The organism is uncultured Bradyrhizobium sp. (assembly GCF_947648125.1).
Classification (GTDB): Bacteria; Pseudomonadota; Alphaproteobacteria; order Rhizobiales; family Xanthobacteraceae; genus Bradyrhizobium.
Genome location: NZ_CANSMR010000017.1, coordinates 79127 through 104228, shown reverse-complemented (window position 1 = coordinate 104228; position 25102 = coordinate 79127). Strand labels below are relative to the sequence as shown.

Annotated in this window: 22 protein-coding genes; 8 read left to right on the top strand and 14 right to left on the bottom strand. The window is 64.0% G+C overall.

Annotation, left to right across the window (positions count from 1 at the left end):
- Window positions 1-6: 6 nt before the first annotated feature.
- Window positions 7-3177, top strand: a complete 3171-nt coding sequence (locus Q0030_RS26615; protein ID WP_298373718.1) for a multidrug efflux RND transporter permease subunit — start codon at window positions 7-9, stop codon at window positions 3175-3177.
- A 477-nt stretch (window positions 3178-3654) separates the two neighbouring features.
- Here the strand turns inward: Q0030_RS26615 and Q0030_RS26610 are convergent, their stop codons facing one another.
- The gene (locus Q0030_RS26610; protein WP_298373715.1) at window positions 3655-4656 is read right to left on the bottom strand and encodes an NADP-dependent oxidoreductase; all 1002 of its coding nucleotides are present in this window, start codon (window positions 4654-4656) and stop codon (window positions 3655-3657) included.
- A gap of 216 nt (window positions 4657-4872) precedes the next feature.
- Here Q0030_RS26610 and Q0030_RS26605 point away from each other — a divergent pair, with 216 nt between their 5' ends.
- Complete coding sequence (locus tag Q0030_RS26605) at window positions 4873-6162, top strand: dicarboxylate/amino acid:cation symporter (RefSeq protein WP_298373713.1); 1290 nt, start codon at window positions 4873-4875, stop codon at window positions 6160-6162.
- 13 nt (window positions 6163-6175) lie between these two features.
- Window positions 6176-7132 carry an amino acid ABC transporter substrate-binding protein gene (locus Q0030_RS26600; RefSeq protein ID WP_298373710.1) on the top strand — a complete coding sequence of 319 codons (957 nt, stop codon included), beginning with the start codon at window positions 6176-6178 and terminating at the stop codon, window positions 7130-7132.
- A gap of 133 nt (window positions 7133-7265) precedes the next feature.
- On the opposite strand, the gene Q0030_RS26595 is transcribed toward Q0030_RS26600, so the two are convergent.
- The 3 genes from Q0030_RS26595 to Q0030_RS26585 form a co-directional block, all read right to left on the bottom strand.
- Window positions 7266-7493: a hypothetical protein gene (locus Q0030_RS26595; RefSeq protein ID WP_298373707.1), complete on the bottom strand. Its 228-nt coding sequence runs from the start codon at window positions 7491-7493 to the stop codon at window positions 7266-7268.
- A gap of 71 nt (window positions 7494-7564) precedes the next feature.
- Complete coding sequence (locus Q0030_RS26590) at window positions 7565-7711, bottom strand: hypothetical protein (RefSeq protein WP_298373704.1); 147 nt, start codon at window positions 7709-7711, stop codon at window positions 7565-7567.
- A 110-nt stretch (window positions 7712-7821) separates the two neighbouring features.
- Window positions 7822-8085 carry a hypothetical protein gene (locus Q0030_RS26585; protein ID WP_298373701.1) on the bottom strand — a complete coding sequence of 88 codons (264 nt, stop codon included), beginning with the start codon at window positions 8083-8085 and terminating at the stop codon, window positions 7822-7824.
- A 201-nt stretch (window positions 8086-8286) separates the two neighbouring features.
- Here Q0030_RS26585 and Q0030_RS26580 point away from each other — a divergent pair, with 201 nt between their 5' ends.
- On the top strand, window positions 8287-8643 hold the full coding sequence (locus Q0030_RS26580; protein ID WP_298373699.1) for a response regulator: 357 nt from the start codon (window positions 8287-8289) through the stop codon (window positions 8641-8643).
- Window positions 8644-8723: 80 nt separating this feature from the next.
- On the opposite strand, the gene Q0030_RS26575 is transcribed toward Q0030_RS26580, so the two are convergent.
- Entirely contained in the window at window positions 8724-9659 is a 936-nt protein-coding gene (locus Q0030_RS26575; RefSeq protein WP_298373697.1) for a RimK-like protein, read from the bottom strand.
- A gap of 297 nt (window positions 9660-9956) precedes the next feature.
- Here Q0030_RS26575 and Q0030_RS26570 point away from each other — a divergent pair, with 297 nt between their 5' ends.
- The 4 genes from Q0030_RS26570 to Q0030_RS26555 all read left to right on the top strand — a co-directional run bounded on the left by Q0030_RS26570 (window position 9957) and on the right by Q0030_RS26555 (window position 14278).
- Complete coding sequence (locus Q0030_RS26570; RefSeq protein WP_298373696.1) at window positions 9957-10730, top strand: ferredoxin--NADP reductase; 774 nt, start codon at window positions 9957-9959, stop codon at window positions 10728-10730.
- A 374-nt stretch (window positions 10731-11104) separates the two neighbouring features.
- Window positions 11105-11974, top strand: a complete 870-nt coding sequence (locus tag Q0030_RS26565; RefSeq protein WP_298373694.1) for a patatin-like phospholipase family protein — start codon at window positions 11105-11107, stop codon at window positions 11972-11974.
- A 70-nt stretch (window positions 11975-12044) separates the two neighbouring features.
- Entirely contained in the window at window positions 12045-12353 is a 309-nt protein-coding gene (locus tag Q0030_RS26560) for a hypothetical protein (protein WP_298373691.1), read from the top strand.
- 299 nt (window positions 12354-12652) lie between these two features.
- Window positions 12653-14278, top strand: coding sequence for an FMN-binding glutamate synthase family protein (locus Q0030_RS26555; RefSeq protein ID WP_298373689.1), 1626 nt, complete (start codon window positions 12653-12655; stop codon window positions 14276-14278).
- Between the two features lie 68 nt (window positions 14279-14346).
- Here Q0030_RS26555 and Q0030_RS26550 read toward each other — a convergent pair whose 3' ends face one another.
- From Q0030_RS26550 to hisE, 9 genes are all read right to left on the bottom strand, one after another.
- The gene (locus tag Q0030_RS26550; RefSeq protein ID WP_298373686.1) at window positions 14347-15831 is read right to left on the bottom strand and encodes an FAD-dependent monooxygenase; all 1485 of its coding nucleotides are present in this window, start codon (window positions 15829-15831) and stop codon (window positions 14347-14349) included.
- Between the two features lie 294 nt (window positions 15832-16125).
- Window positions 16126-17436 carry a nitrate/sulfonate/bicarbonate ABC transporter ATP-binding protein gene (locus Q0030_RS26545; RefSeq protein ID WP_298373684.1) on the bottom strand — a complete coding sequence of 437 codons (1311 nt, stop codon included), beginning with the start codon at window positions 17434-17436 and terminating at the stop codon, window positions 16126-16128.
- A 13-nt stretch (window positions 17437-17449) separates the two neighbouring features.
- Window positions 17450-19186, bottom strand: coding sequence for an ABC transporter permease subunit (locus Q0030_RS26540; RefSeq protein WP_298373681.1), 1737 nt, complete (start codon window positions 19184-19186; stop codon window positions 17450-17452).
- Window positions 19186-19566 (bottom strand): hypothetical protein, encoded by a 381-nt coding sequence (locus tag Q0030_RS26535; protein ID WP_298373679.1) that lies wholly within the window; start codon window positions 19564-19566, stop codon window positions 19186-19188. The genes Q0030_RS26540 and Q0030_RS26535 overlap by 1 nt, the downstream gene beginning before the upstream one ends.
- Window positions 19567-19911: 345 nt before the next feature.
- The gene (locus Q0030_RS26530) at window positions 19912-21909 is read right to left on the bottom strand and encodes a carbohydrate porin (protein WP_298373676.1); all 1998 of its coding nucleotides are present in this window, start codon (window positions 21907-21909) and stop codon (window positions 19912-19914) included.
- Window positions 21910-22216: 307 nt separating this feature from the next.
- Window positions 22217-22417, bottom strand: coding sequence for a hypothetical protein (locus Q0030_RS26525; RefSeq protein ID WP_298373673.1), 201 nt, complete (start codon window positions 22415-22417; stop codon window positions 22217-22219).
- A 35-nt stretch (window positions 22418-22452) separates the two neighbouring features.
- Entirely contained in the window at window positions 22453-24114 is a 1662-nt protein-coding gene (locus tag Q0030_RS26520) for an NRAMP family divalent metal transporter (RefSeq protein WP_298373909.1), read from the bottom strand.
- A gap of 37 nt (window positions 24115-24151) precedes the next feature.
- Window positions 24152-24445: a hypothetical protein gene (locus Q0030_RS26515; protein WP_298373670.1), complete on the bottom strand. Its 294-nt coding sequence runs from the start codon at window positions 24443-24445 to the stop codon at window positions 24152-24154.
- Window positions 24429-24794, bottom strand: coding sequence for a phosphoribosyl-ATP diphosphatase (gene hisE / locus Q0030_RS26510; protein ID WP_298373667.1), 366 nt, complete (start codon window positions 24792-24794; stop codon window positions 24429-24431). Before hisE ends, Q0030_RS26515 begins: the two co-directional genes overlap by 17 nt.
- Window positions 24795-25102: the final 308 nt, after the last annotated feature.

Below are 25102 nucleotides of genomic sequence, written 5' to 3'. Positions count from 1 at the left end.
CGCGCCATGATCTCGAAATTCTTCATCGAGCGGCCAGTCCTTTCCAACGTCATCGCGATCCTGATGATCCTGATCGGCGGCGTCGCGCTGTTCAATCTTGCGGTCGCGCAATATCCCGATGTGGTGCCGCCGACGGTCCAGGTGACGACGCGCTATCCCGGCGCGTCGGCAAAAACCGTGATCGACACCGTGGCACTGCCGATCGAGCAGCAGGTCAACGGCGTCGAGGACATGCTCTACATGCAGTCCTACAGCGGCGCCGACGGCACCTACACGCTGACGGTGACCTTCAAGATCGGCACCGACCTCAACTTCGCGCAAGTGCTGGTGCAGAACCGCGTCTCCTCGGCCCTGTCGCAACTGCCGACCGCGGTGCAGAACCAGGGCGTCACGGTGCAGAAGCGGTCGACCTCGATCCTGCTGTTCGTGACGCTGACCTCGCCGAACGAGACCTACGACAGCCTGTTCCTGTCGAACTATGCCACCATCAACATTCGCGACGAGCTGTCGCGTCTGCCTGGTGTCGGCAACGTCACCGTGTTCGGTGCGGGACAATATTCGATGCGGGTGTGGCTCGATCCGAACAAGCTGCAGGCGCGCGGGCTGATGCCGCAGGACGTCATCCAGGCGATCCAGCAGCAGAGCCAGCAGGTCACCGCGGGGCAGGTCGGCGCGCCGCCCGCGCCGCAGGGGCAGGCGTTCCAGTACACGCTGAACGTCAACGGCCGGCTCGATGATGCGAGCCAGTTCGAGAACATCATCGTCAAGACCGGCAATGTCGGCGACGTCATCCGTGTCCGCGATCTCGGCTCGGTCGAGCTCGGCGCGCAGACCTACAGCCAGGTGTTCTCGCTCAACCAGAAGCCGGCCACCGGCATCGGCGTGTTCCTGTCACCCGGCGCCAACGCGCTGCAGGTCGAGAAGGAAGTGCAGAAGAAGGTGGCGCAGCTCGCCAAACAGTTCCCGCAGGACATCAAATACGACACACCGTTCGACACCACCAAATTCGTCCAGGCCTCGATCGACGAGGTCTACCGGACGCTGATCGAGGCCGGCCTGCTGGTGCTGGTCGTGATCCTGGTGTTCCTGCAGGACTGGCGGGCGATGCTGGTGCCCGCGACCACGGTGCCGGTCACCATCATCGGCGCGTTCGCGGCGATGGCCGCGCTCGGCTTCACCATCAATCTGTCGACGCTGTTTGCGATCGTGCTGGCGATCGGCATCGTGGTCGACGATGCCATCGTGGTGGTCGAAGGCGCCGCGCACAATATCGAGCGTGGCATGTCCGGGCACGATGCCGCGATCAAGGCGATGGACGAATTGTTCGCGCCGATCGTCGGCATCACGCTGGTCTTGATCTCGGTGTTCCTGCCGGCAGCCTTCCTGCCGGGGCTGACCGGCCGGATGTACGCGCAATTCGCCCTGGTGATCGCGGCGACCGCGCTGCTCAGCGCCGTCAATGCCGCGACCCTGAAGCCGACGCAATGTGCGCTGTGGCTGCGCCGGCCGGTACCACTGGCGCAGCGCAATTTCTTCTACCGCGGCTTCAACGCGGTCTATGACCGGGTGGAGCGGGGCTACACGCGGGTGATCGGCGGCATTGCCGGCCACGCCAAGACCTGGGTCCTCGTCGCGCTGATCCTGATCGGAATTGCCGGCTACGGGCTGTCACGGGTGCCGACCGGCTTCATTCCGATCGAGGACCAGGGCTACCTGCTGGCCGCGGTGCAGTTACCCGACGGCGCCGCGATCGATCGCACCCAGCGGGTGCTCGATCAAGTCACCGAGATCGCCCGCAAGACACCGGGTGTCGAGCAGGTGGTTGCCATCGCCGGCATCTCCGCGCTCGACAACTCGTCGAGCCTCGCCAATGCCGGCGTCGCCTATGTCATCCTGAAGGATTGGGGCTCGCGCGGCCCCGGCGAGGACCTGCGCTCGCTGGTCTACGGGCTCAACGACAGGCTTGCGGTGATTCCGGAGGCGCGGATCCTGGTGATCCCGCCGCCGCCGATCCAGGGCATCGGCAATGCCGCCGGCTTTGCCATGCAGGTGCAGCTCCGTGACGGCAACGCCGACTACGGCAAGCTGCAGGCGGTCACCGGCGCTGTCGTCGGCAATGCGCAGACGCAAAGCGCGCTGCAGCGGGTGCAGTCGTCGTTCCGCTCGATGGTGCCGCAGTTCGACGTCCAGGTCGACCGCGTCAAGACCGAGACGCTGCACGTCACCACCGACCAGATCTTCTCGACGCTGTCGTCCTATCTCGGTGCGAGCTACGTCAACCAGTTCAACAAGTTCGGCCGCACTTTCCAGGTCTACACCCAGGCCGATGCGCAATACCGTCTGACGCTGCGCGACATCCAGAACATGATGGTGCGCAACAGCAATGGCGACATGGTCCCGCTCGGCACCCTGGCGAAGATCACCCCGTCGGTCGGGCCGTCGCTGATCAGTCTCTATAACCTCTATCCGTCCGCGACCATCATCGGCCTGCCGTCGCAGGGCTATAGCTCCGGCCAGTCGATGGCGCTGATGGAGGAGATCGCCGCCAAGACGCTGCCGCCGGGGACCGGCTATGAGTGGACGGCGATGTCGTACCAGGAGAAGGAGGTCGGCAGCCAGATCTACTTCGTGTTCGCGCTGGCGCTGCTGCTGGTCTACCTCGTGCTCGCCGGACAATATGAGAGCTGGTATGCGCCGATCTCGGTGATCCTGGCGGTGCCGCTGTCGCTGCTCGGGCCCATGCTGGTGCTGACGTCGCTTCGGATCGAGAACAATCTCTACACCCAGATCGGCACCATCCTCTTGATCGCGCTGTCGGCCAAGAACGCGATCCTGATCGTCGAGGTCGCGCTCGAGCACCACATCCGCGACGGCAAGCCGGTGCTGGAGTCGGCGATCGACGCCGCGCGCGCCCGGTTCCGGCCGATCCTGATGACGTCGTTCGCCTTCATCCTCGGCGTGCTGCCGCTGGTGCTCGCGACCGGCGCCGGTGCCAACGCCCGCAAGTCGATCGGCATCACCGTATTCTCCGGCATGATCGCCTCGACCTGCCTCGCAGTGCTGTTCGTGCCGGCGTTCTTCGTCGTGGTGCAGAACTTTGAGAATTGGCGCAAGGCGAAGAACGGCAAGGCGGCGACGCCGCAAGCCGCACCGCAGGCATCGGGCACAGTGCATTAGGGGCCGTGCCGCGCAATCGAATCTCTCTCCGTGTTCACCGTCGTCCTGGCGAAAGCCAGGACCCATTACCCCAACCGCTTGTTGTTGTGTGACGCTGGGGCCACTATCTCACTCTCAATCGAATTCGGTGGTTATGGGTCCTGGCTTTCGCCAGGACGACGGCGTGGGGAGGAGGCCACTCGCTACAACTCTCACACCGTCACCCTGAGGAGGCCGCGAAGCGGCCGTCTCGAAGGGTCGACGGCCACCAGCCGGGCCGTGCATCCTTCGAGACGCGCTACGCGCTCCTCCAGCGACAAAGGCGAAGCCTTTGCGCGGGGATGACGGAGCGCACGACTCCATCCCCGTCATTGCGAGCGGAGCGAAGCAATCCATGGTTCCGCAGAACGGGCAGATGGATTGCTTCGTCGCTATTGCTCCTCGCAATGACGAGACTGTATGGATTCGTCCCCTCTCGGTGGCGGGCTAGCTCCCCGCCTACACCTTCACCATGCGCTTGCCGCGGTTCTCGCCGGCCAAGAGTCCGATCAGCGCCTGCGGCGTGTGCTCGATCCCGTCGATGACGTCCTCCTGGACCTTGAGCTTGCCCGAGGAGACCCAGGATTGCAGGTCGGCGAGCGCGGCATCGCGCTGTTCCATGTAGTCCATCACGATGAAGCCCTGCATGACGAGCCGCTTCACCACGATCAGGCCGGGCACGCCGCGCGGGCCGTGCGCGGAGGGCACGCCGTCATATTGCGAGATCGCGCCGCAGCAGGCGATCCGGCCGCGATTGTTCATCTGCGCCAGGCAAGCTTCCAGGATGTCGCCGCCGACATTGTCGAAATAGACGTCAATGCCCTTGGGCGCGGCGGCGCGTAGCGCCTTGTAGGTGGCGCCGTCCTTGTAGTCGACCGCGGCGTCGAAGCCGAGCTCTGAGGTCAGCCAGTGGCACTTGTCCTTGCCGCCGGCGATGCCGACCACGCGGCAGCCCTTGATCTTGGCGATCTGGCCGACGATCGAGCCGACCGAGCCGGCGGCCGCCGACACCACCACGGTCTCGCCCTCCTTCGGCTTGCCGACATGGAGCAGGCCGAAATAGGCGGTCAGGCCGGCGATGCCATAGACGCTGAGCAGATGCGTCATCGGCTCGAGCTTCGGCATCTTGGCCAGGTGCTTGGCGGGCACGGCGGCGTAGTCCTGCCAGCCGGTGTCGCCGAACACGATATCGCCCGGCTTCAGGCCGGGGTCATTCGACGACACGACTTCGGCGATGCTGCCGCCGGCCATCACGGTGTTGGCCTCCACCGCAGCGCGGTAGGTGGCGCCGTGCATCCAGGCGCGGTTGGCGGCGTCGAGCGAGATGTAGCGCGTTCGCACCAGCGCCTCGCCGTCCTTCGGCGCGGGGACCGTGCCCTTGGTCAGGCGAAAATGCTCGGGGCCCAGCTTGCCGGTCGGCTTTTCAACAAGCAGAATCTGGCGATTGACGGTGTCGGTCATTGGCGGTGTCTCCCCTCGCGTTGATCGTTTCGCATGCAGCTTGACTGCACTGTGCGCTCTCATTGCACAGATTGTGCGCTGCATGAACGCTAGTCCGCGCGCTGGCATTCCACAACGGGAATATATCGGCAAAGTCCCGCTCGGCGCGAAGCGTGTTGCGTAGCTGCGTAAATCTGCCACACTTGTCCTTCGCCGGGAACTTACGGGGGTAAGAGAATGTCGAACAGGTTTACGCAATACATCCTGCTTGCGATGGTCCTTGGCATCGCAATGGGGACGATTGTCTTCAACTACTTTCCCGACAGCCGCGCCGAGATCGCAGCCGACGTCAACCTGATCGCGATGCTGTTCCTGCGCCTGATCAAGATGATCATCGCGCCTCTCGTGTTTGCAACCCTCGTCGGCGGCATCGCCCATATGGGGAGCGGCGCCAAGCTCGGGCGTATCTTCGCCAAGACCATGGGCTGGTTCGTCTCAGCCTCGTTCGTTTCGCTGCTGCTCGGCCTCGTGATGGTCAACCTGTTGCAGCCCGGCGCCAATTTCCCCGGCACGCTGCCTGACAAGGCGCAGTCCACCGGCCTGCCGGTCTCGGCCTTCTCGATCGAGAAATTCCTGACCCATCTGATCCCGACCTCGATCGCGGATGCGATGGCACAGAACGAGATCCTGCAAATCGTGGTGTTCGCGGTGTTCTTCGCGGTGGCGCTCGGCGCCATGCCTGAGCGGTCGAAGCCGATCATGAGCCTGATCGACGACCTCGCCCACATCATGCTCAAGGTCACCGGTTACGTGATGCTGTTCGCGCCGATCGCGGTGTGGGCCGCAATCATGGCGACCGTCTCCAAGAACGGCCTCGGCGTGCTCTGGAAGCTGATCGTCTTCATGGGCGGCTTCTATCTGTCGCTGCTGATCCTGTGGGGCATCCTGGTGGCGGTCGGCTTCGTCGTGATCGGGCCGCGTTACAGCCATCTGCTACGGCTGATCCGCGAGCCGCTGATGATCGCGTTCTCGACCGCCTCCTCGGAGGCGGCCTACCCGAAGACGCTGGAGGGGCTGAACAGGTTCGGCGCCTCCTCGCGGATCTCGTCCTTCGTGCTGCCGCTCGGCTACTCCTTCAACCTCGACGGCACGATGATGTACTGCACCTTCGCGAGTATTTTCATCGCGCAGAGCTACCACATCGAGATGTCGCTCGGCACGCAGTTCGCGATGCTGGCGACGTTGATGATCACCTCGAAGGGCGTGGCCGGCGTGCCGCGCGCGTCGCTGGTGGTGATCGCCTCGACACTGTCGCAGTTCAACATCCCCGAGGCCGGCCTGCTGATGATCATGGGCATCGACACCTTCCTCGACATGGGCCGCAGCGCCACCAACGTGATCGGCAACTCGCTGGCCACCGCCGTGGTCGCCAAGTGGGAGGGCGAGCTGAAGGCCGAGCACGAGCTCGGGCCCGACGACGCGGTGCCGCAGGATGCGGTGCCCGGCGCCGTGATGGCCGGTCATTGACGGGAGGGATGCCATGCATCGCGCCCGCTGGAGGCCGATACGGGCTGAGGCGCCTCTGCTGTCGACATGCCTGCTGTCAGCATGTCTGCTGGCGGCAGGCCTGCTGATCGGACCGGTATCCGCACAGCCGGCGGGCGAGGGGCTCAGCCCCACGCTCGCCAACATCAAGGCCACGCACGCGGTGCGGATCGGCTATCGCGAAAGCTCGCCGCCGTTCTCGTTCCTCGACCACTCCAACCGGCCGATCGGCTACAGCCTCGAGCTGTGCGATGCGATCGTCGACGAGATCGGGGTCGAGGTCGACGACGCCAACCTCAAGGTCGACTACGTCAAGGTCACCTCCGATGACCGCATTCCGGCGGTCGTCGACAAGAAGATCGATTTGGAATGCGGATCGACCACGGCGAATGCCGAGCGCGGCAAGCAGGTCGCCTTCTCGCCGCTGATGTTCGTGGCCGGCACCAAGCTGATGGTGCCGAAGGCCTCCGGCGTCAACCAGGTCGCCGACTTGAAGGGCAAGACGGTGGTGGTGACCAAGGGCACCACCAACGAGCAGGCGATGCATAATGTCGACGCCAGGCAACAGCTCGGCCTCAACATCGTGACCGCGCCCGATCATGAGCAGTCCTACCAGATGCTGGCGGACGGCAAGGCGGATGCGTTCGCGACCGACGACATCCTGCTCTATGGCCTGATCGCGCGGCACAAGTCGCAGGACAAGTTCCGCGTCACCGGCGACTATCTGTCCTACGATCCCTACGGCATCATGTACCGCAAGGGCGAGCCGCAGATGAAGGACGTGGTCGAGCGCGCCTTCCGCAAGCTCGCCTCGAACCGCGACATCATCCCGCTCTACAACAAGTGGTTCGTCGCCCGCCTGCCGACCGGCGAGAAGCTCAACGTCGCGCTGTCACCGCAGCTCGAAGAGGCCTTCAAGGCGCTCGACGATTCGGCGGGCGGCGCGAACTAGCCTCGAATTCCGGCCTCTCTCCTTGCGGTAGAGGCCGGATTGCGTTTGCCGACGCAATCCGGGTGAGGGGGCTTGCGCAACGCGCGCGGCTTCCGAAGCGGTCCCGAACTGTCCCAACGAAACGGGACCTCGTTCATCGCCAATAGCGATGCGACACATCCAGGCACTGCCGGACCCAGAACCCGTTCACATGGATCAACTGGCATGGGCTCGGCGGTGGCTCCTTGATGATCGGATAGCCGTGGATGTCGATGTTCGTCGGGGCGGTGACGCCGCGCCAAAATACGGCGTTTGCGGCTGGAGGGTTGAAGGCCGCGACGAACGCCGTGACTGCGAGGAGGCTCAAAAGGAGTTTGCGCATAATCTGGATCCGGATCGATTAATGCGCATCAGCGTACTCCCTTAATCGGGAGGAGCAAGCTGCTGAATGGATCAAAATGGCGGCGAGAATTTTGCGGCAAGCTGTACTGCCGCACGCGCGTAGCCGCCGTGGACCGCCATGGAAGCGAGGGCAACGATACTGACCGCAGCCAGAACAACCATGACCTGGAAGATCGCGCGTCCAAGGATCGCTCCCATCAAAACTCCATTGATCCGGCGGGGATCTTGGTTCGAATTTCCGCGCCGCGATCTCTGGAGCATCATCGGCAGGCGAGCTGTTGAAGTCTGCGAACTCGACACTTCACCAGCTAGTGTCGCTCCGCGACAAGCCGATCGACCTGCTGCTTGAGCTCTGCTTCCATCTCGGAAACGATGTCGTGGGGCAGGCGAGCGCCAAGGGGATCACCAGGCGAACCGGTCGTCTCTCGCTCCATCGCCTGATGCCGCACGACGTTGGCATCAGAGACCGGATCTTCGACCCGTCGTGAGGACAGATAGCTGGGTGCGCCAGCCGCCGCGTCGGCTTTGTAGGGTTCAGTAAAATCCTGATCCGAGCGTACAGCGTTCTTCATCAGCTTTGCCTCCTGGCACGACTTCCTTTCCCCAGGCCCGAACCATCCGGCTCGTCTCCCATCAATGACGCGGCAACCTCGAATGTTGTTCCGCTCGGAACTTGCAAACGTCCGCCGGAACCCGCCGGATATCGAGTTCGGAACCAGAACTTTAAGCGTCCTCAGTCATTGACCACTGGGGTTGACCGTTTGGAGGTTGCCATGGGCTACACGAGGTCAATTCACCAAACCGCGATTGTGGTCGAAGACGACACGATCCAGCGCGACATGATTGCGCTGTTGTTGAAGGAAGGGCATTTCGACGTCATCCAATGCGAAGACGGCGAGACGGCTGCGCTTGCCATCAAGATGCGTCACCCGTCACTGCTGGTCACCGACATCAAGCTCACGGGCAGAATGAACGGCATCGAACTCGCGCAATGGGCCCTGGATTGCGACCCGCGCGTGCGCGTGCTCGTGATCTCGGGCCTGGCGCCGCCCAGCGATCTGCCTGACGGCGTCAAATTTTTTGCCAAACCGGTTTATCCGTCCACTCTGCTGCGCGAGCTGGCGTCGTAAATTTCCCCGGTAGAGACCTGGCTCATGCAAGCAGTGCGCGCGAGAATGGTCGGGCGCTCAAGGCAACCGCGTCACGCGACTTAGGCGAACACGGCGTCCAGCGCCGCCGCATACGCCGCTTCGACCAGCGCCGGATGGCGGCGGCCCAGTGCTTCCATCTTCACGCCGGAGTTGACTTCAAGCACCTGCCAGGCGCCATCGACGCGCACGACGTCGATCGAGGCGAAGCGGATGCCGACGGCCTGCGCGGCCTTGATCGCGAGTGCGACGCAGGCGTCGCGTGCCGCAGCATCGGTGACCAGCATCGGCTCGGCGCCGGCATCGAGATTGTGCCGCCAGTTGAGCAGACGTCGTTCGCCGGCGGGCGGAATGGTGTCGAGCGCAGCGGCATCGAAATCCTCGGCCATAGCCTTGAGCTGCTCGGCGGTCGCGGTCGCCTGCGCCAGCGCGCGCAGCGAGTGAACGCCGTCGCCAATCACCGACGGCCGCGTCTTGCCGTAGACGATCAGCGCGCGATCATCGAGCAGCACCACGCGCACCTCGTCCTTGATCTCGACGTAAGGCGAGATCGCAAGGCTCGGATGCGCGGTGAGGATGCGCGCGACCGCGGTCTCCAGCTGCGTTCGCGTCGTCACGCGGAAGACGAGTTCGCCGGAGGTCCCCTCATTGGGCTTGACGACGAGGCCGTGCGGATGTTGCGCGAGCAGAAGCAGCATCGCATCCAGCGAGTCCGATCCGGGAATGTGCTTGCTGAGCTTGCTGCCGAGAAACAGCCTGTGCGGAATGGCCGATATGCCGGCCGATGCCAGCACTTCGGCGCAGGCCGATTTGTCGTTGGCGACCTGATGCGCGACCGCGCTGTTCAGCCCGATATCGTAGCCGATCGCAAGCCGCCGCGCGTCGCCCTTGGTCATGATGACCAGCCAGCCGCCGGACCGCACCTCGACGGCAATGGAGCGCGCCGAACAATATTTTTTGATGGTTTCCAGGAAGATTCGCTGGCTGATCAGGACCACGAGATCATTTTCCCTTCACCGCGGTTTTCGTAGCAATTAATTGCCAGATCGGCAGCGATCTCAGCAAGTAAATTACCTGCGGCGCCACGTGTTAACGATGTCGTGGCTGAACCTCTGCGCGAATTCGAACGACTGCCATTCTGAGATCGCAATTGCACGCCAGTTGATCTTGACTATCTCATGCATTGGCGCAATGGACACGCGAGATCTTCAATGATTTCGGCCACTTCAGCGCCGTCGCGAGCAGTCTAGAAATCAAACCATTCTAAATCTGATCAGTCGAGAAAACGAAAACCCATGAGCGCGTTCTATCGAGAGAAAGTTCTTTCTGTTCAGCACTGGACCGATACGCTTTTCAGCTTCCGGGCCACCCGCGATTCCGGTTTCCGCTTCCAGAATGGCCAGTTTGCCATGATCGGCCTGGAGGTCGAGGGCCGGCCGCTGCTGCGCGCCTATTCGATGGCGAGCGCCAATCACGAGGAAGAGCTCGAGTTCTTCTCGATCAAGGTGCAGGACGGCCCGCTCACCTCCAAGCTGCAGAAGATCCGCGAGGGTGACACCATCCTGGTCGGCCGCAAGGCCACCGGCACGCTAATCACCGACAATCTGATCCCCGGCAAGCGGCTGATGCTGCTGTCGACCGGCACCGGCCTTGCGCCGTTCGCGAGCCTGATCAAGGACCCCGAGGTCTACGATCGCTACGATCAGATCCTGCTGGTGCATGGCTGCCGCCAGGTCTCCGAGCTCGCCTATGGCGAGGAGCTGGTCGCCAAGCTGCGCGACGACGAGCTGTTCGGGCCGCTGCTGTCCGAGAAGCTCTCCTACTATCCGACCGTGACGCGCGAGCCGTTCCGTAATCGCGGCCGCATCACCGACCTGATCACCTCCAACCAGCTGTTCGCCGACCTGCATCAGGGCCCGCTCGACATCGAGACCGACCGCATCATGATGTGCGGCAGCCCGGCGATGCTGGAGGAGCTGAAGCAGCTGTTCGAGACCCGCGGCTTCAAGGAAGGCAGCGGCAACACCCCCGGTCACTTCGTGATCGAGAAGGCGTTCGTCGAGCGCTGATCTCTGTCGTCCTGGCGAAAGCCGGGACCCATTACCACTACTCCCTGTTTTGCGAAGGCTGGGGCCCCATCGGGCTCCAGCCTTTTGCATTTGTGCCGGCGGGCCTCCACGAACTGTCTTTGCCTCTCCCGCCTGCGGGGGAGGCCGGATCGCATCGCCAGATGCGATCCGGGTGGGGGCTCTCTCCTCGCAAAGAATGTCGCAAGCGGCGACACCCCCACCCCGACCCTCCCCCGCAAGCGGGAGAGGGGGCGCAGTCCCGATGAGGATATTGTCTCGACGCACTCGCATGGTGCGCACCATTCCCCCGCTGCTATAAATCCCCCCAACGCCGCGCAGCCCTCTCCCGAACGCGGCGATCAGGGAGCCGCAGCTTGTCCATCACCGATCCCGATGCCCCGAAGACCGCCTTTGTGTTCGCCGGCGGCGGCAGCTTTGGCGCGATCCAGGTCGGCATGCTGCAGGCGTTGGCCGCGCATGGCGTGGCCGCCGACATGGTGGTCGGCTCCAGCGTCGGCGCCTTGAACGGCGCGTTCTATGCCGGCGACCCGACGGTCTCGGGCGTGGCGCGGCTGGCCGAGATCTGGCGCGGCCTGAACCGGCAGGACGTGTTTCCGGTGACCTGGCGGACGCTGGTGGGCTTCCTGTGGCGGCGCGACTTCCTGATCCCGCATGACGGGGTCCGCAGGCTGATCGACGATTACATCCCGTTCCGCAATCTCGAGGACGCGCGGCTGCCGATCCACATCGTCACGACCGACATCATCAGCGGCGACAGCGTGGTGCTGTCGGAAGGCTCCGCGGCCGAGGCGATCGTCGCATCGACCGCGATCCCCGGCGCGTTCACGCCGGTGCATTACCGCAATCATTACCTCGCCGACGGCGCGATCTCCAGCAACACGCCGGTCCGCGTTGCCGTGAAGCATGGGGCAAAACGCCTGATCGTGCTGCCGACCGGACATGCCTGCGCCAACCAGGCGCCGCCGGTCGGCGCGCTCGCCAATGCGCTGCATGCGCTGACGCTGCTGATCGCGCGGCAGCTCGTCAACGAGCTCGAGAATATCGGCCCCGACGTCGAGTATTTCGTGGTGCCGCCGCTGTGCCCGCTGGTCGGCTCGCCCTACGATTTCTCCCGGACCGCAGATCACATCGCGCGCGCCCTCGATACCACCAATGCGTGGCTCGCCAGCGACGGCCTGAAGCCGGGGCATATCCCCCACGAATTGCAGCCGCACGACCATTAGGCGAACGGTGCTCTCTCCTCGGGTGCTTGGCCTCGTGGTTCGAGACGCGCCGCAAGCGGCGCTCCTCACCATGAGGGTCTACAGCTTAGCCGCGAAACAAGACGTCATCCTGAGAGGATGTGAGGTGATATCCTCGTCCACCGCCGTCATCGCCCGGCTCGACCGGGCGATCCAGTACGCCGCGGCTCCTCGATTCAAGCGCAGACGTCTCTGGAATACTGGATCACCCGCATGCGCGCATGCGCGGGTGATGACACTGGGCAAGCTGAGCAATTACCCCGTCATCCTGAGGAGCCCGCCAACGGCGGGCGTCCCGCACGATAGCCCGCAGGGCGAAGGGCGTCTGCACGATTTCTGGAAAATGGAAGAATGCCGCTGATTTGCCCGACGAGTCAAGTTGCCGTGTCCGCCGGCTACTTTGCATGGGGTTGTTTTCGATATTTTGGCGTTGCGCCCTGCTCGCAAGCGGGAGAGGGGGCGCAGCCTTTGTGGAGCTCCGCTTCGTTGCACTGCAAAAGTCGATTTCAAATCAATTTGGCCGATTGCGGTAGCCGCACCCGCCCATCCGGGCGGTTGTCATATCTGTGACTGTTCGGCCGTATAACCGTAGTGCACTTGTTCCGCGAGTTGGATTAGGCTCACCGCCGACAAGGCATTCAAGGCAGACCGGGGGATTCCATGGATACGATACTGCTTCCGTTCTCGCCGCGCTTCATCGTGATGACGATCTGCGCCGTCGTCACCGCGCTCCTGCTGCTGGTCGGGATTTTCGACCACAAGGTCTTCAAGATCGTTGTGATCCCGCTGGCGATCTTCGGCGCGCTGACATTGCTCGGCATCCGCGACCTGACGCAGAAGAACCATGCAGTGCTGCGCAACTATCCGATTTCGGCGCATATGCGCTTCCTGCTCGAGGAAATCCGCCCGGAGATGCGGCAGTATTTCTTCGAGAGCGAGAAGGACGGCATGCCATTCTCGCGCGATACCCGCGCGTTGGTCTATCAGCGCGCCAAGATGGTGCTCGACAAGCGGCCGTTCGGCACCCAGGAGGACGTCTATCGCGAGGGCTATGAGTGGATGCACCATTCGGTGGCGCCGAAGCCGCGTGCCGAGGAGAAATTCCGCATCACCATCGGCGGGCCCGACTGCACCAAGCCGTATTCGGCCTCGGTCTTCAACATCTCGGCGATGAGCTTCGGCGCGCTCAGCCCGAACGCGGTGCGAGCGCTCAACGCCGGCGCCAGGAAGGGCGGCTTCGCCCACGACACCGGCGAGGGCGGTGTCAGCCCCTATCACCGCGAGATGGGCGGCGACATCATCTGGGAGATCGGCTCCGGTTACTTCGGCTGCCGCAACCGCGACGGCACCTTCAATCCGGACCTCTTCGCAAGCGTCGCGGGCGACGATCAGATCAAGATGGTCGAGCTCAAGATCAGCCAGGGCGCCAAGCCCGGCCATGGCGGCGTGCTGCCGGCCGCGAAGGTCTCCGAGGAGATTTCCAAGATCCGGGGCGTGCCGATGGGCGAGGACTGCATCTCGCCGGCCTATCACAGGGCGTTCTCCACGCCGCTGCAGATGATGGAATTCGTTGCCCAGATGCGCAAACTGTCCGGCGGCAAGCCGGCCGGCTTCAAGATGTGCATCGGCCATCCCTGGGAGTTCCTCGCGATCTGCAAGGCGATGAAGGAGAGCGGGCTCTATCCCGACTTCATCGTGGTCGACGGCAATGAAGGCGGCACCGGCGCCGCGCCGCTCGAGTTCATGGATCATCTGGGCATGCCGATGCGCGAGGGCGTCAATTTCGTCCACAATGCGCTGATCGGCATCGGCGCGCGCGATCGCATCAAGATCGGCGCCGCCGGCAAGATCGCGACCGCCTTCGACATGGCGCGCGCGATGGCGATCGGCGCCGACTGGTGCAATTCGGCGCGCGGCTTCATGTTCGCGCTCGGCTGCATCCAGTCCCTGAGCTGCCACACCGATCGCTGCCCGACCGGCGTCACCTCGCAGGACCCGATCCGCAACCGCGCGCTCTACGTGCCCGGCAAGATCGAGCGCGTTTACAACTACCACCACTCGACCCTGCACGCGCTGACCGAGCTGCTAGCGGCCGCCGGCCTCGAGCACACGCAGGACCTGCGCCCGATCCACTTCTCGCAGCGAAGCTCGACCACCGAGGTTTCCTCCTTCGCCGAACTTTATCCGGCGCTGCGCCTCGGCGAGCTGCTCGAAGGCACCCAGGACCGCCGCTTCCGCGACGCCTGGGCGATGGCGCGCGCGGACTCGTTCCAGCCGGCGGGATAGGGCTCGCGGTTTTCGGTTCCCCTCTCCCGCTTGCGGGAGAGGGGACGCAGTCCCGATGCTGCTAACGCTTAGGCTCTATCTCGTGACGCACCAGGCGCGCCGAACCATTTGGTCAACGCCTCGGCGAGGCCCGACCGACTCCGGTCTCCGACCCACGCCACGTAGCCGTCAGGCCGGACCAGCACCGCGCCGGGCGCCGCAACCGTTCCGAGCGCGGGAAGCTCCCACGCGCCGGCATAATCGGCATCGACCAGCTGAACCCGATCTCCCCAGCCCGCGATGTCGAGGCTGCCGGGCTCGCCAAGATTGAGCAGCACTGGCCGTGCCTGGTGCAGCAGCGCGAACACCCGCAGCGGGCCGTTGGTCGTCACCAGATCGAGATCGGGCATGCGGCGTCCGAGCAACGGATGGCCATCGCCAAGATCGTAGTGCAGGTCGAGGCCGGACATCATCGCGGCGAATTTTCGGCGCGGCTCGTCCATGCGCAGCAGTTCGGAGACGATCTCGTGCAGCGCCTTGCTGCGCGCGTCGGTCCGGCTGAGCGCGACATGCGCCATGGTGTTGCGCAGCACGCGGGCCGCCACGGGATGCCGTTCGGCCTGATAGGTATCGAGCAGGCTGTCCGGCGATGTCTGCTTGACCAGCTGGGCGAGCTTCCAGCCCAGGTTCACCGCATCCTGCACGCCGATATTGAGGCCCTGTCCGCCCATCGGCGGATGCACATGGGCAGCATCGCCGGCCAGCAGCACGCGCTGCTTGCGGTAGGTCACGGCCTGTCGGGTCATGTCGGTGAAGCGCGATATCCAGACCGGGCTGTGGATGCCGAAATCGGTGCCGTATACGGCGACCAGCCGCTCGCTGACGTCGCGCAGGGTCGGCTCCCTCTCGGTGCCGAGTTGCCGCTCGGTCAGCACGAGCCGCACCCGTTCACCGTCTTCCACCTTGCCGATGGCATAGATGCCGGCGTCGTCCTGGCGAAAGCCCCATTCCGGTTGGTCCGATGTCTCGGCCTCGGCGATCAGCCAGCTCCTGGTCGGATCCCATCCGACGAATTCGATGCCGGCCGCCTTGCGGACGATGCTGCGGCCGCCGTCGCAGCCGACCAGATACAGCGCCCGGAGCCGTTGGCCATCCGACAGCGCGACATCGACGCCATCGTCGTCCTGTGCGAAGCCGGTCACCTCGCGCCCGCGCTCGATCGGCACCGCCAGTTCTCCGGCCCATTCGCTGAGCACACGCTCGATATGGTTCTGCCGCAGCCCCAGCGTGAAATTGCGCCGTGTCGGGAAGTCGCCGATCTCGAGCGGAACCAGATGCGAGTGGAACAGCACCGCCGGATGGCGCGTCCCCAGCGCGACGAAGCGGTCGCCGATGCCGCGCTGGTCGAACACCTCGATGGTGCGCGCGTGTAGGCCGCCCGCCCGCGCGCCGATCAGGTCCGGACTCTCGCGCCGCTCGACAATCGCAACATCGACACCCGCCAGCGCCAGCTCGCACGCCAGCATCAGCCCGGTCGGTCCTCCGCCGGCAATCACCACAGCATGTTCCCGCATCGCGCACTCCTCCGTTCGATTGGGCGCGCGTTCTACGGGATGACCCCGGGCTTGCGGCAAGCCCGGGGGGTCTACATATATCTAAGTGGGGAGAGGGCGTTGGCCCTTCGAACCAAGCCAGAAGCGACACGCTGGCGACGCAAACTCGCCGTCGTCCCGGCCGAGTGCGCAATTGCGCACGGGAGCCGGGACCCAAAACCACAGGACCTTGTGGTTGGATTCGCTGTAGCCCCAGCTCGCTCTAACCGCAATCAGCGATGGTTATGGGTCGCGGTTCGCTTACACGACCGCTGGCTAGTGAGGGTTCTCCAGGCTGAACAGCTCCGACTGCTCATCATACGCGAATAGTTCGGCGTAGCGGCCCCATGACACAATCGTCTTCAACGTCTCGTCGGCATAGTCTTCCGACATGTAGTCTTCCAGTTCGTTGCGGAAGCGCGCTGCCGGAGCCGAGTGCGACGGCCGCTCATCGAGTACGCGGCGGATCAGACCCATCACCGGCACATAATTGACGAGGTGCTCCGCGAACAGCCGCTTGCGCGCGTCGGTTTCGAGGTGGGCGAATCGCTTGCCGGCATCGCTCAGCATCAGGTCGCCTTCGCTCAATTGCGCGAACCGCAACAATTGCAGCGCTTCACCGAGGTGAAAGATCTCGTCAGCCTCGAGTTGCAGATGGCCGGCGAGCACCGGCAGGTCGGCGTGCCCGTTGTAGGGTGGTCCGGCAAGGGTCTCGATCAGGCCCGAAAGCACGTTGGACGAAACGTGGTTGAGGACCATCCCCACGCCGCTGCCCGGGATGCCCTCGATGGCCGGCGTCCTGGGCTCCGGCCGCTGCGTCATGCGGGCATAGATGCTGTCGACCAGTTGCCGAAACATTGGATCGAGTCGGTTGCGCGGATGCGGCAGGTCGACCTTGATCTCGGCTGCGACGCGTCCGGGATTGGACGAGAATACCAGGATGCGGTCGCACATCAGGACCGCTTCCTCGATGTTGTGCGTTACCATGAGCACCGATTTGATCGGCAGCCGACCCTCGATCCAGAGGTCGATAAGATCGGTGCGCAATGTCTCGGCGGTGAGCACATCGAGCGCCGAGAACGGCTCGTCCATCAACAGCAGGTCCGGATGGACCACCAACGCCCGGGCAAAGCCGACGCGCTGTCGCATGCCACCCGACAGCTCTTTGGGGTAAGCCGACTCGAACCCGTCGAGGCCGATCAGGTCGATTGCGGCGAGCGCCCGCTTGCGGCGTTCGGCGCTATCGATCCCCAATGCCTCCAGTCCAAGCTCCACGTTCTGCAGAACCGTCAGCCAAGGGAACAGTGCAAACGACTGGAACACCATCGCGACCCCGTTCGGCGGTCCCTTGATCGCCTCGCCCCGGCATTTCGCGTCGCCGGAGGTTGGCGCGACCAGGCCGGCGATGATGCGCAGCAGTGTCGATTTGCCCGACCCGGAGCGGCCGAGCAGGCCTACGATCTCGCCCGAACGCAGCGTCAGGTCGACTTTCTCCAGCACCAGCAACTCCTCGCCGCTGCCCTTGGGAAACGACCGGCAGACGCCACGGATATCGAGCAGGCTGGGTTGGTTGGGTTGATCGAGCATGCAGTCCTCCTGATTAGCCAAGGCGAAGGCGGCGCTCGCCAAAGGCATACAGAGGCCTCCACAGGAGGCGATTGAACAGTGTTACCAACACACACATGATGGCGATGCCAAGAACGACCCGGGGGAAGTCGCCGGCTTCGGTCGCTTTCGCGATATAGGCCCCGAGGCCTGTTGCGGTCAGATGGGTATTACCCCAGCTTGCGACCTCCGCGACGATCGAGGCATTCCAGGACCCGCCCGAGGCAGTGATAGCGCCGGTGATGTAATAGGGGAAAATCCCAGGCAATACGACCTTGACCCACCACCGCCATCCCTTGAGGTGGAAACTGCCGGCAGCCTCACGAAGATCGGTCGGGAACGCGCTGGCGCCCGCGATCACATTGAACAGGATGTACCACTGGGTGCCCAGGATCATCAGCGGACTGAGCCAGATATTCGGGCTCAGGCCAAAGCGAACGATGATAACCACGAACACTGGAAAAGCGAGATTGGCGGGAAACGCCGCCAGAAACTGCGCGAGCGGCTGAATCCGCTCGGCGAGCTTTGGCCGCAGCCCGATCCACACTCCGATCGGGACCCATATCAAGGTTGCCAGCGCGATCAGCACGGCCACGCGTGCCAGAGTGATGAAGCCGTATCCGATCGCGGTGACGACGTCGGAAAGGTCGAGTGTCGCCGCCAGATATTGATAGCTCTTCCAGGCGGCATAGCTGGTGCCGGCAAGGATGGTGGTGAGCCAGACGGCGTCGATCACGTGAGACTGCCGCTCGCTCCCGCCCTTTGCCGCTACGCCGAGGCGCGGAAATCCGATATGCAGGTTCGAGACGGCCCGATTCAAAGCCGTGAACGGATAGGTCAGTGCGCGAAGCGCGCGGGTCCGCCGAAACAGATCGAGCATCCATGAGGTCGGTGCGCTGGCCGAGGCGGTCTGCTCGAACCGGAATTTGTCGGCCCACGCCACCACCGGGCGAAACAGCAATTGATCGTAGGCGATGATCACCAGAAGCATCGCGAGGATCGCATAGCCGATCGCCGCGAGGTTCTGCTCCTGAATGGCCAGAGCGACGTAGGAGCCGATGCCCGGCAGCGTCACCGTGGTGTTTCCGACGGTGATGGCCTCGGAGGCCACCACGAAGAACCAGCCGCCCGACATCGACATCATGGTGTTCCAGATCAGGCCCGGCATCGCGAACGGTACGTCGAGCCGCCAGAACCGCTGCCAGCCCGTCAGATGGAAGCTCTGGGAAGCCTCCTCCAGATCCTTGGGCACATTGCGCATCGACTGGTACATGCTGAAGGTCATGTTCCAGGCTTGGCTGGTGAAGATCGCGAACACACATGCCAGTTCGGCGCCGAGCACCTTGCCGGGAAACAGGTTCAGGAAGAAGACGACCGTAAAGGTGAGAAAGCCGAGGATCGGTACCGATTGCAGGATGTCGAGCAGCGGGATCAGGACGATCTCGGCGCGCCGGCTCTTCGCCGCAAGCGCCGCATAGATGAACGTGAAGACGATCGAGCAGGCGATTGCCAGCAGCATGCGCATGGTCGTGCGCAAGGCGTACAGCGGCAAATTGGCCGGATCGAGCGATACCGGATTGACGTCGAGTGTCGACAACGGAAGCGTGGTCTGCTCGCCGCCGTAGACGAGCGCCACCATGGTGCCGATGATGAGGACCAGCGCGACAACGTCCCAAACGTTTGGCCGCAGCACCTGTCCCAGGGCTGGCGTCCGGATATCCTGCAGGTTCATTACGGGCGCCTTGTCTGGGATTTGCCGCGCAACCGGCTGGAGAAAGCGGAAGTCAGTCTGCGATCGAATTTGTCGGTGTGATTTGCGACCAGTTGATGGTCGGTGGTGACAATGAAGTTCGCGTGGATCGCGAACGCGTAGTGAGCCATAAGCATCCGTTCGCTGTGGTCAATCGATCCGTTCACTGCGCAAATCCCGGTCGGCTTGTTGAGTTTGTCGTCGGGCTCCGAGAACCAGCCACTCTCCAAGCCGCTCCAACCATCGCGTTCCTGATAAGACGTTTCGAAGACCGGTATGTGAAAATCCTGCGCTCCCGATGCAGATCCATAGCGCTGTGCAAGACGAAGCTTGTCAGCGAAAGAATTCCGGTGGCTGCCCATCTTCTGAAGCCTTCGAGGGCCATCGATCGCCTCGCCATCATGACGAAATCCGGAAGATGGCAGCGAAGATCGCTGTGCAGGAAGCCAGCGTCACCAGTACGAGCGCGAGGAGGCGACGATTCAATCGTTTCCGCCGAAGCCGATGCGGCATTGGACACCTCTGCGAGTGGATGCCGTCGCCCCCCCGATGATGCCCACATATCCCCATTTGGACGAGCGCACTAGTCGTATGCCAAAAACCGAATGTGAGGAGCTGTACGTACCATGTCCGATCGGTCAAGGAACGGTGGGACTGCTGGGGGCGGTCGTGCCCCCAGCACCCTCTCATCGGGAGAGCGCCATTGCTCAGAACTCGCCGTGGATGCGGCCGGAGAAGATGTGCACCGGGCCGCGGTCGGCGTTGTAGGCGGGGTTGGTGATGAACTGATAGTCCGCGGTCAGCGTCAGGTTCTTGTTCACCTGGTAGGCGTAGTAGGTCTCCAAGATCCGCTCGGGGCTGTAGTTCAGCGCGCCGTCGCCGATCAGAAGGCCGAGGCCGCCGGCGGCGAGATAGTCGCGATGCGCTGACGACAGCCCGTTGACCGCGCCGCCGATGCCGATCGTGTCGTTCGCCCGGCCCCAAGTGCTGCCCTTGATCGACACGCCGCCGGAGACGCTGCGGTCGACATCGGTGAACGACAGGATTTCGTTCTGGCCGTCGTTCCAGCTGAGGCGGCCAAACAGGCCGACATCGGTTGCGATCTGCTGCTCGCCGTTCAGGTAGAAGCCATACTTGGTGTTGTCCTTGCGGATGCCGGCCATCACGTCGTTGATGTCGAGCCCCGGATTGGCATCCTCGATCGCGAGCGCCTGGCGATAATTGCCGGTGAAGCCGCGATTGCCGAACACGCCGACGCGCACCTTGCCGGGTTGATCGAAGATCGAATAGCGGCCCTCGAATTCCACCACCGCTCCGCCATTGTTGGTGTTGGAGACCAGCACGTCGCTGTTCGGTGCATTGGGCACCTGGAACACGCCGGCGCGCACCGCCCAGTCCTTGCGGTTGAACTCGACCACCGCGCCGCGGGTGTACCCGGGCAGGTCGGCCGGGAAGTCATAGGCGGCGGACGACCACATCGCCCAGTTCATGAAGTCGGCGCGGGGGTCCTTGGCGTAGGAATTGCCGTCGAAGAAATCGCCGATTGCGAAACGGCCAACGATGAGGGTGAGGCGATCGATGTCGCGCTTGCCCGCGATCTGGTTGGGGCCATCAGGGACGTCTTCCTGCTCGCCGCCGAAGCCGAAGGTCTGCTTGAAATAGTAGCGTTGCGGCCGGATCCTCGGATATTCGGCGCCGGCCTTCTGCGCCTCGCCGTTCGGGAAGCCGGCAAGGCCGAGCGTGCCGTTGAGGCCAAAGCCCTGCGCCGTCTCCGGATTGAAATAGAACTCGCCGCCTTCCCAAAGCCGCACACCGAGAAACGCCGTCGTGGTCCAGGTTTGTTGCGCTTGCCCCGCACCCGGAAGGCTGTTGGTCCCGCCATAGGGCGCGCGGAACGACGGATAGCCCTGACCGATCAGCGTCGTCTGTCCGTGCACGCTCCAGTCGCTGGAGTCCGGCAGCACGGACCGCGTCGGCGTCGCCGACCAGGGCGAGTCGCCAAGCTGGTAGTTCAGGCCGAATTTCAGCATCTGCAGCCGCGGCTCGATGCTGACGCCGGGCATGCCGAAGTCGTTGAGGCCGAGCGTGCGGCGCGACAGGTCGACGTAGTCGTATTCGAGCTTGGCCGTCCAATTGCCGCTCAGCGCAAATTCGGCGCCGGCGCCGACAGTCCACCCCGTCTGATACTGGCCGGGCTCCGAGATCACGTTGCCGGCGGCATCGTTGACCCTGACCTGGCTGTGGCCCCAGGCGAAGCCGCCGGTGATGTACGGCATCCAGGTGCCAAAGCTGTAACCGGCGCGGCCGCGCACGGTGCCGACATAGTCGATCGAGCTATTGAAGGGGCCGAGCCTGCGCCGCGGCAGATCGATCGGGCCCACGAATGTCGCATCGGCCTCGACGCCGAGCACGAAGCGGTTTGCGAACTGGTGATTGTATCCGACCTGGAAGCCGCCGATCCCTCCCGTGACAGTGTGGGGGAAGAAGACGCCCTGCAAGGGAAGCGGATTGGTATCGGGACCGAGGCTGCCGTCGCCATAGCCGACATGGCCGCCGACATAAAAGCCGGTCCAGTTGTAAACCGCCGCGTTCATGGCCGGTGACTTGACGGCCATGTCGGCCGCGGATACCGGCGTGCCGAATGCCGCCGCGCCGAGCGCTGCGCCGGCGGCGATCCGAACCCGGTAGAGACGGACGCAGGTCATGACGCGGCTTTCCGCGAACGGTTGGCGATTTCGCCCGGCATTGCAGATTTGGCGGCCACTTGCCACCCGAGATTTGAATTCATCGCCCGCCGTCCCTGGTCCGATCCGTGTCGTCCCATCCAAAGCCAGATCAGCACCTAGCATCCCCTGTGGCTTGTTGCAAGTAATTCGCAATAGCAACTGAGGCGCGCCGGATACCTCTCCGATTTGCACGCCACTATGACAGTCGCGTAACACCACGAGGCTGTGGGCCTCATCCGCTGCGATCGACCGCGCATCTGTGGCAAATCGGTCGAGATCCGACCGTTCAATCGAGGCCACCATTGTTTTCGTTCCTTGTCTTGATGAATGCCGGCTGCGATGGCCTGCCGAGCACGACCCTCGCGCCGGTCCGTTCGACGCATCGCGCCATCGACAGCGCCGTCCGCAGATCGGCGCCTGAAATCACACGCCGCTGATAGAGCGCGGTCGCGCCGCGCAGGATGGCGCTCGCCAGCCTGAACAACACGATTGCGCCCCATCGTCGGCCGCGGCCGAGTGTCGTCACGCCCCCACCGTGGCGAGCTGGACGATCCGCAGCAGCACGAGGCCGGCAGCGACGACCAGATAGCCGCGCAGCACCAGCATCCAGATCCGGCTCAGCGGGCTGAGCCGTGCCGGCGGCAGCCGGTCAAGCCGCGGCATCCGCCAGGTGTCGCGGTCGAACAGCGGCGGCTTGTGCTTGAAGCGGGAGGACGCACGACCGTGCGACAACATCTCGTACAGCTTGACCGCCGCGGTGACCGCGAGCGCGAGCAGGCTGCCGCCGACCAGGATGCCGATGATCCATTGCTCGCTGAGATCCGGGAACAGCACCGAGGCAGTCAGGATCACCGACAGCATCACGAGGCCCGCGACCACCGCGCCGGTGAACAGGTTCAGCCGGGTCGAATTGATCCAGGGCCCGAGGATGTGGCGGTCGTTGCAGAGCAGCAGCAGGAACACGGTCGCGCTCGGCAGCAGCACGCCGGCCAGCGTCTGCACTGCGTTGGTGAGCAGCCCGAGCGGCGTGCCCGGCGTCAGCACCAGCACGGCGGCAAGCACGATCAGTCCGCAATAGACGCCGTAGAATCCTTTCGCATCCCACGGCTTGCGGTGCAGCGAGTGCTTGACCGCGAACACGTCACCGATCGCATAGGCCGTCGAGAGAGAGACCGCGGCCGCGCCGATGATGCAGGCATCCAGCAGTGCGAGGGCAAACAGCACCGCCGGCAGCCGGCCGGCATATTTCTCTAACCCGACCGCGGTCCCCAGTGCGTCGGTGTAGTTGCCGAATTCGGGCTTTCCGGCGAACACTTCGGCACAGAACGAGATCATCGCCACGGCGCCGACCACGACCAGCACGATACCGATGCACAGATCCATCCGCTCATAGCGGATGAAGCGCGGCGTGATCCGCTTGTCGACGATGTAGCTCTGCTGGAAGAACAATTGCCACGGCGCCACCGTGGTGCCGACGATGGCGACGATCAAAAGCATCACCTCGCTGAGCTTGGCGTCCTGCGGCATCTTCGGCACGAAGAAATCGGCAGCGATCTGCCCGACCGGCGGATGCACCATCAGGATCACGGGCACCAGCAGCAGGCTGCCCGCGACCAGCACGATGCCGAAGCGTTCGAAACGGCGGAAGTCTCCGGTCGAAACCGCCAGCATCACGATAACGGCCGAGGCCAATACGCCCCAGAACTGCGAGACGCCGAGAAAATGAAGCGCGAAGGTGATGCCGATGAATTCGGTGACGATGGTCAGCGCGTTCAGCACCAGCAGATCGATGACGCTGAAGGCGCCCCAGAACTTGCCGAAGCGCTCGAAGATCAGCCGCGCATGGCCGACGCCGGTGACGGCGCCGAGCCGCACCACCATCTCCTGGTTGACGTAGAGCACGGGGATCAAAAGCAGCAGCGTCCACAGCAGCGTGGTGCCGTAATTCTGTCCGGCCTGGGTATAGGTGCCGAACGCGCCGGCATCGTTGTCGCCGACCATCACGATCAGGCCGGGGCCGACGATCGCCAGCAAGGTCTTCAGCCGGGCCAGCAGTGTCGCGCGCGGCGCGACGTCATCCTCGGCGATGCTTCCAAGCGCGCCGTGGATATCACCGAGATGCGCGCGGTCCAGCACCGCAGTGGCGACAGAGCTGGCGGCGGCCTCACGATCGGAGGCGTGCATTTTCAAGTCATTGACGACGGTCATGACTTATTCCTTCTCATTTGCGTGGTTTGGTATTTTTGGGAGTTGGAAAACGGATGATGTTGCTGGCTTCAGGCGCCCGGACAGGATCTGCCGCCGGCCGGCGCCGCTGAGGCGCGCGGTTGGTGTCCAGCATCAGCACGATGCCGAGCGCGGCGACATGGCGCACGAGGCCCGCGCTCTCGTTGATGAGACCGATGACGCTCTGCATCACCGGGACGAGCGGATCGTTGGCCGTTGCGGGACGCCTGACGGCATCGGCGGCGGTCGGCCGACGGGCTTGCCCGAAGATGTCATTTGTCTTGCTCATGGTCGCCTCCCTGCCGCTTTGTTGTTGGGATGGACGGATTTGAGTTCCGGTGGCGGGCCTTCGGCGGCTTCTCGGCAATTCCGAGTTCGTCGGCGCGGCGGCGCATCTCGATCCAGACCGAGCCGGGGTCGACGCCGGCGCGATGCCACAGCGCGACGAGGTGGTAGAGCAGATCGGCGCTCTCGCGGACGATCGCTTCGGGCCGATGTTTGACCGTCTCGAGCGCGACCTCTCCGGCCTCCTCGATCACCTTCTGGGCAATCTTGCGGGTGCTCGAGGCGAGCAGCCTTGCGGTGCGCGGGTGATTGTCCGGCGTCACGGCGGCGAGCGACGCATGGAGCCGCTCCATTTCGCCTTGCTCGCCCGGTGATGCGCGCCGGCGACCGCCGTCGGGGCGTCCTCCGGCTTGCCGAAGGGTGCGTCTTCGCCGGCTGGCCAATTCAGGCCCGGGATATCTGGCGGTCTCTGTCATGCTTGCTCCGATCGTCTCCTCGCTGCCCGTTGGGCACGGCACGAGGGACGCGGAGCAGCTCTATGCGCGCGCGCAACCTCCGCTGCCGTGAGCAGCGGCAATTCCAAAAGTGATGTCGTTCCCCGGAGGGAGTCCCGTTGCCGCGCCGCGATGGCGCGCAACGGGACGACTAGGTCCTTCGTCCA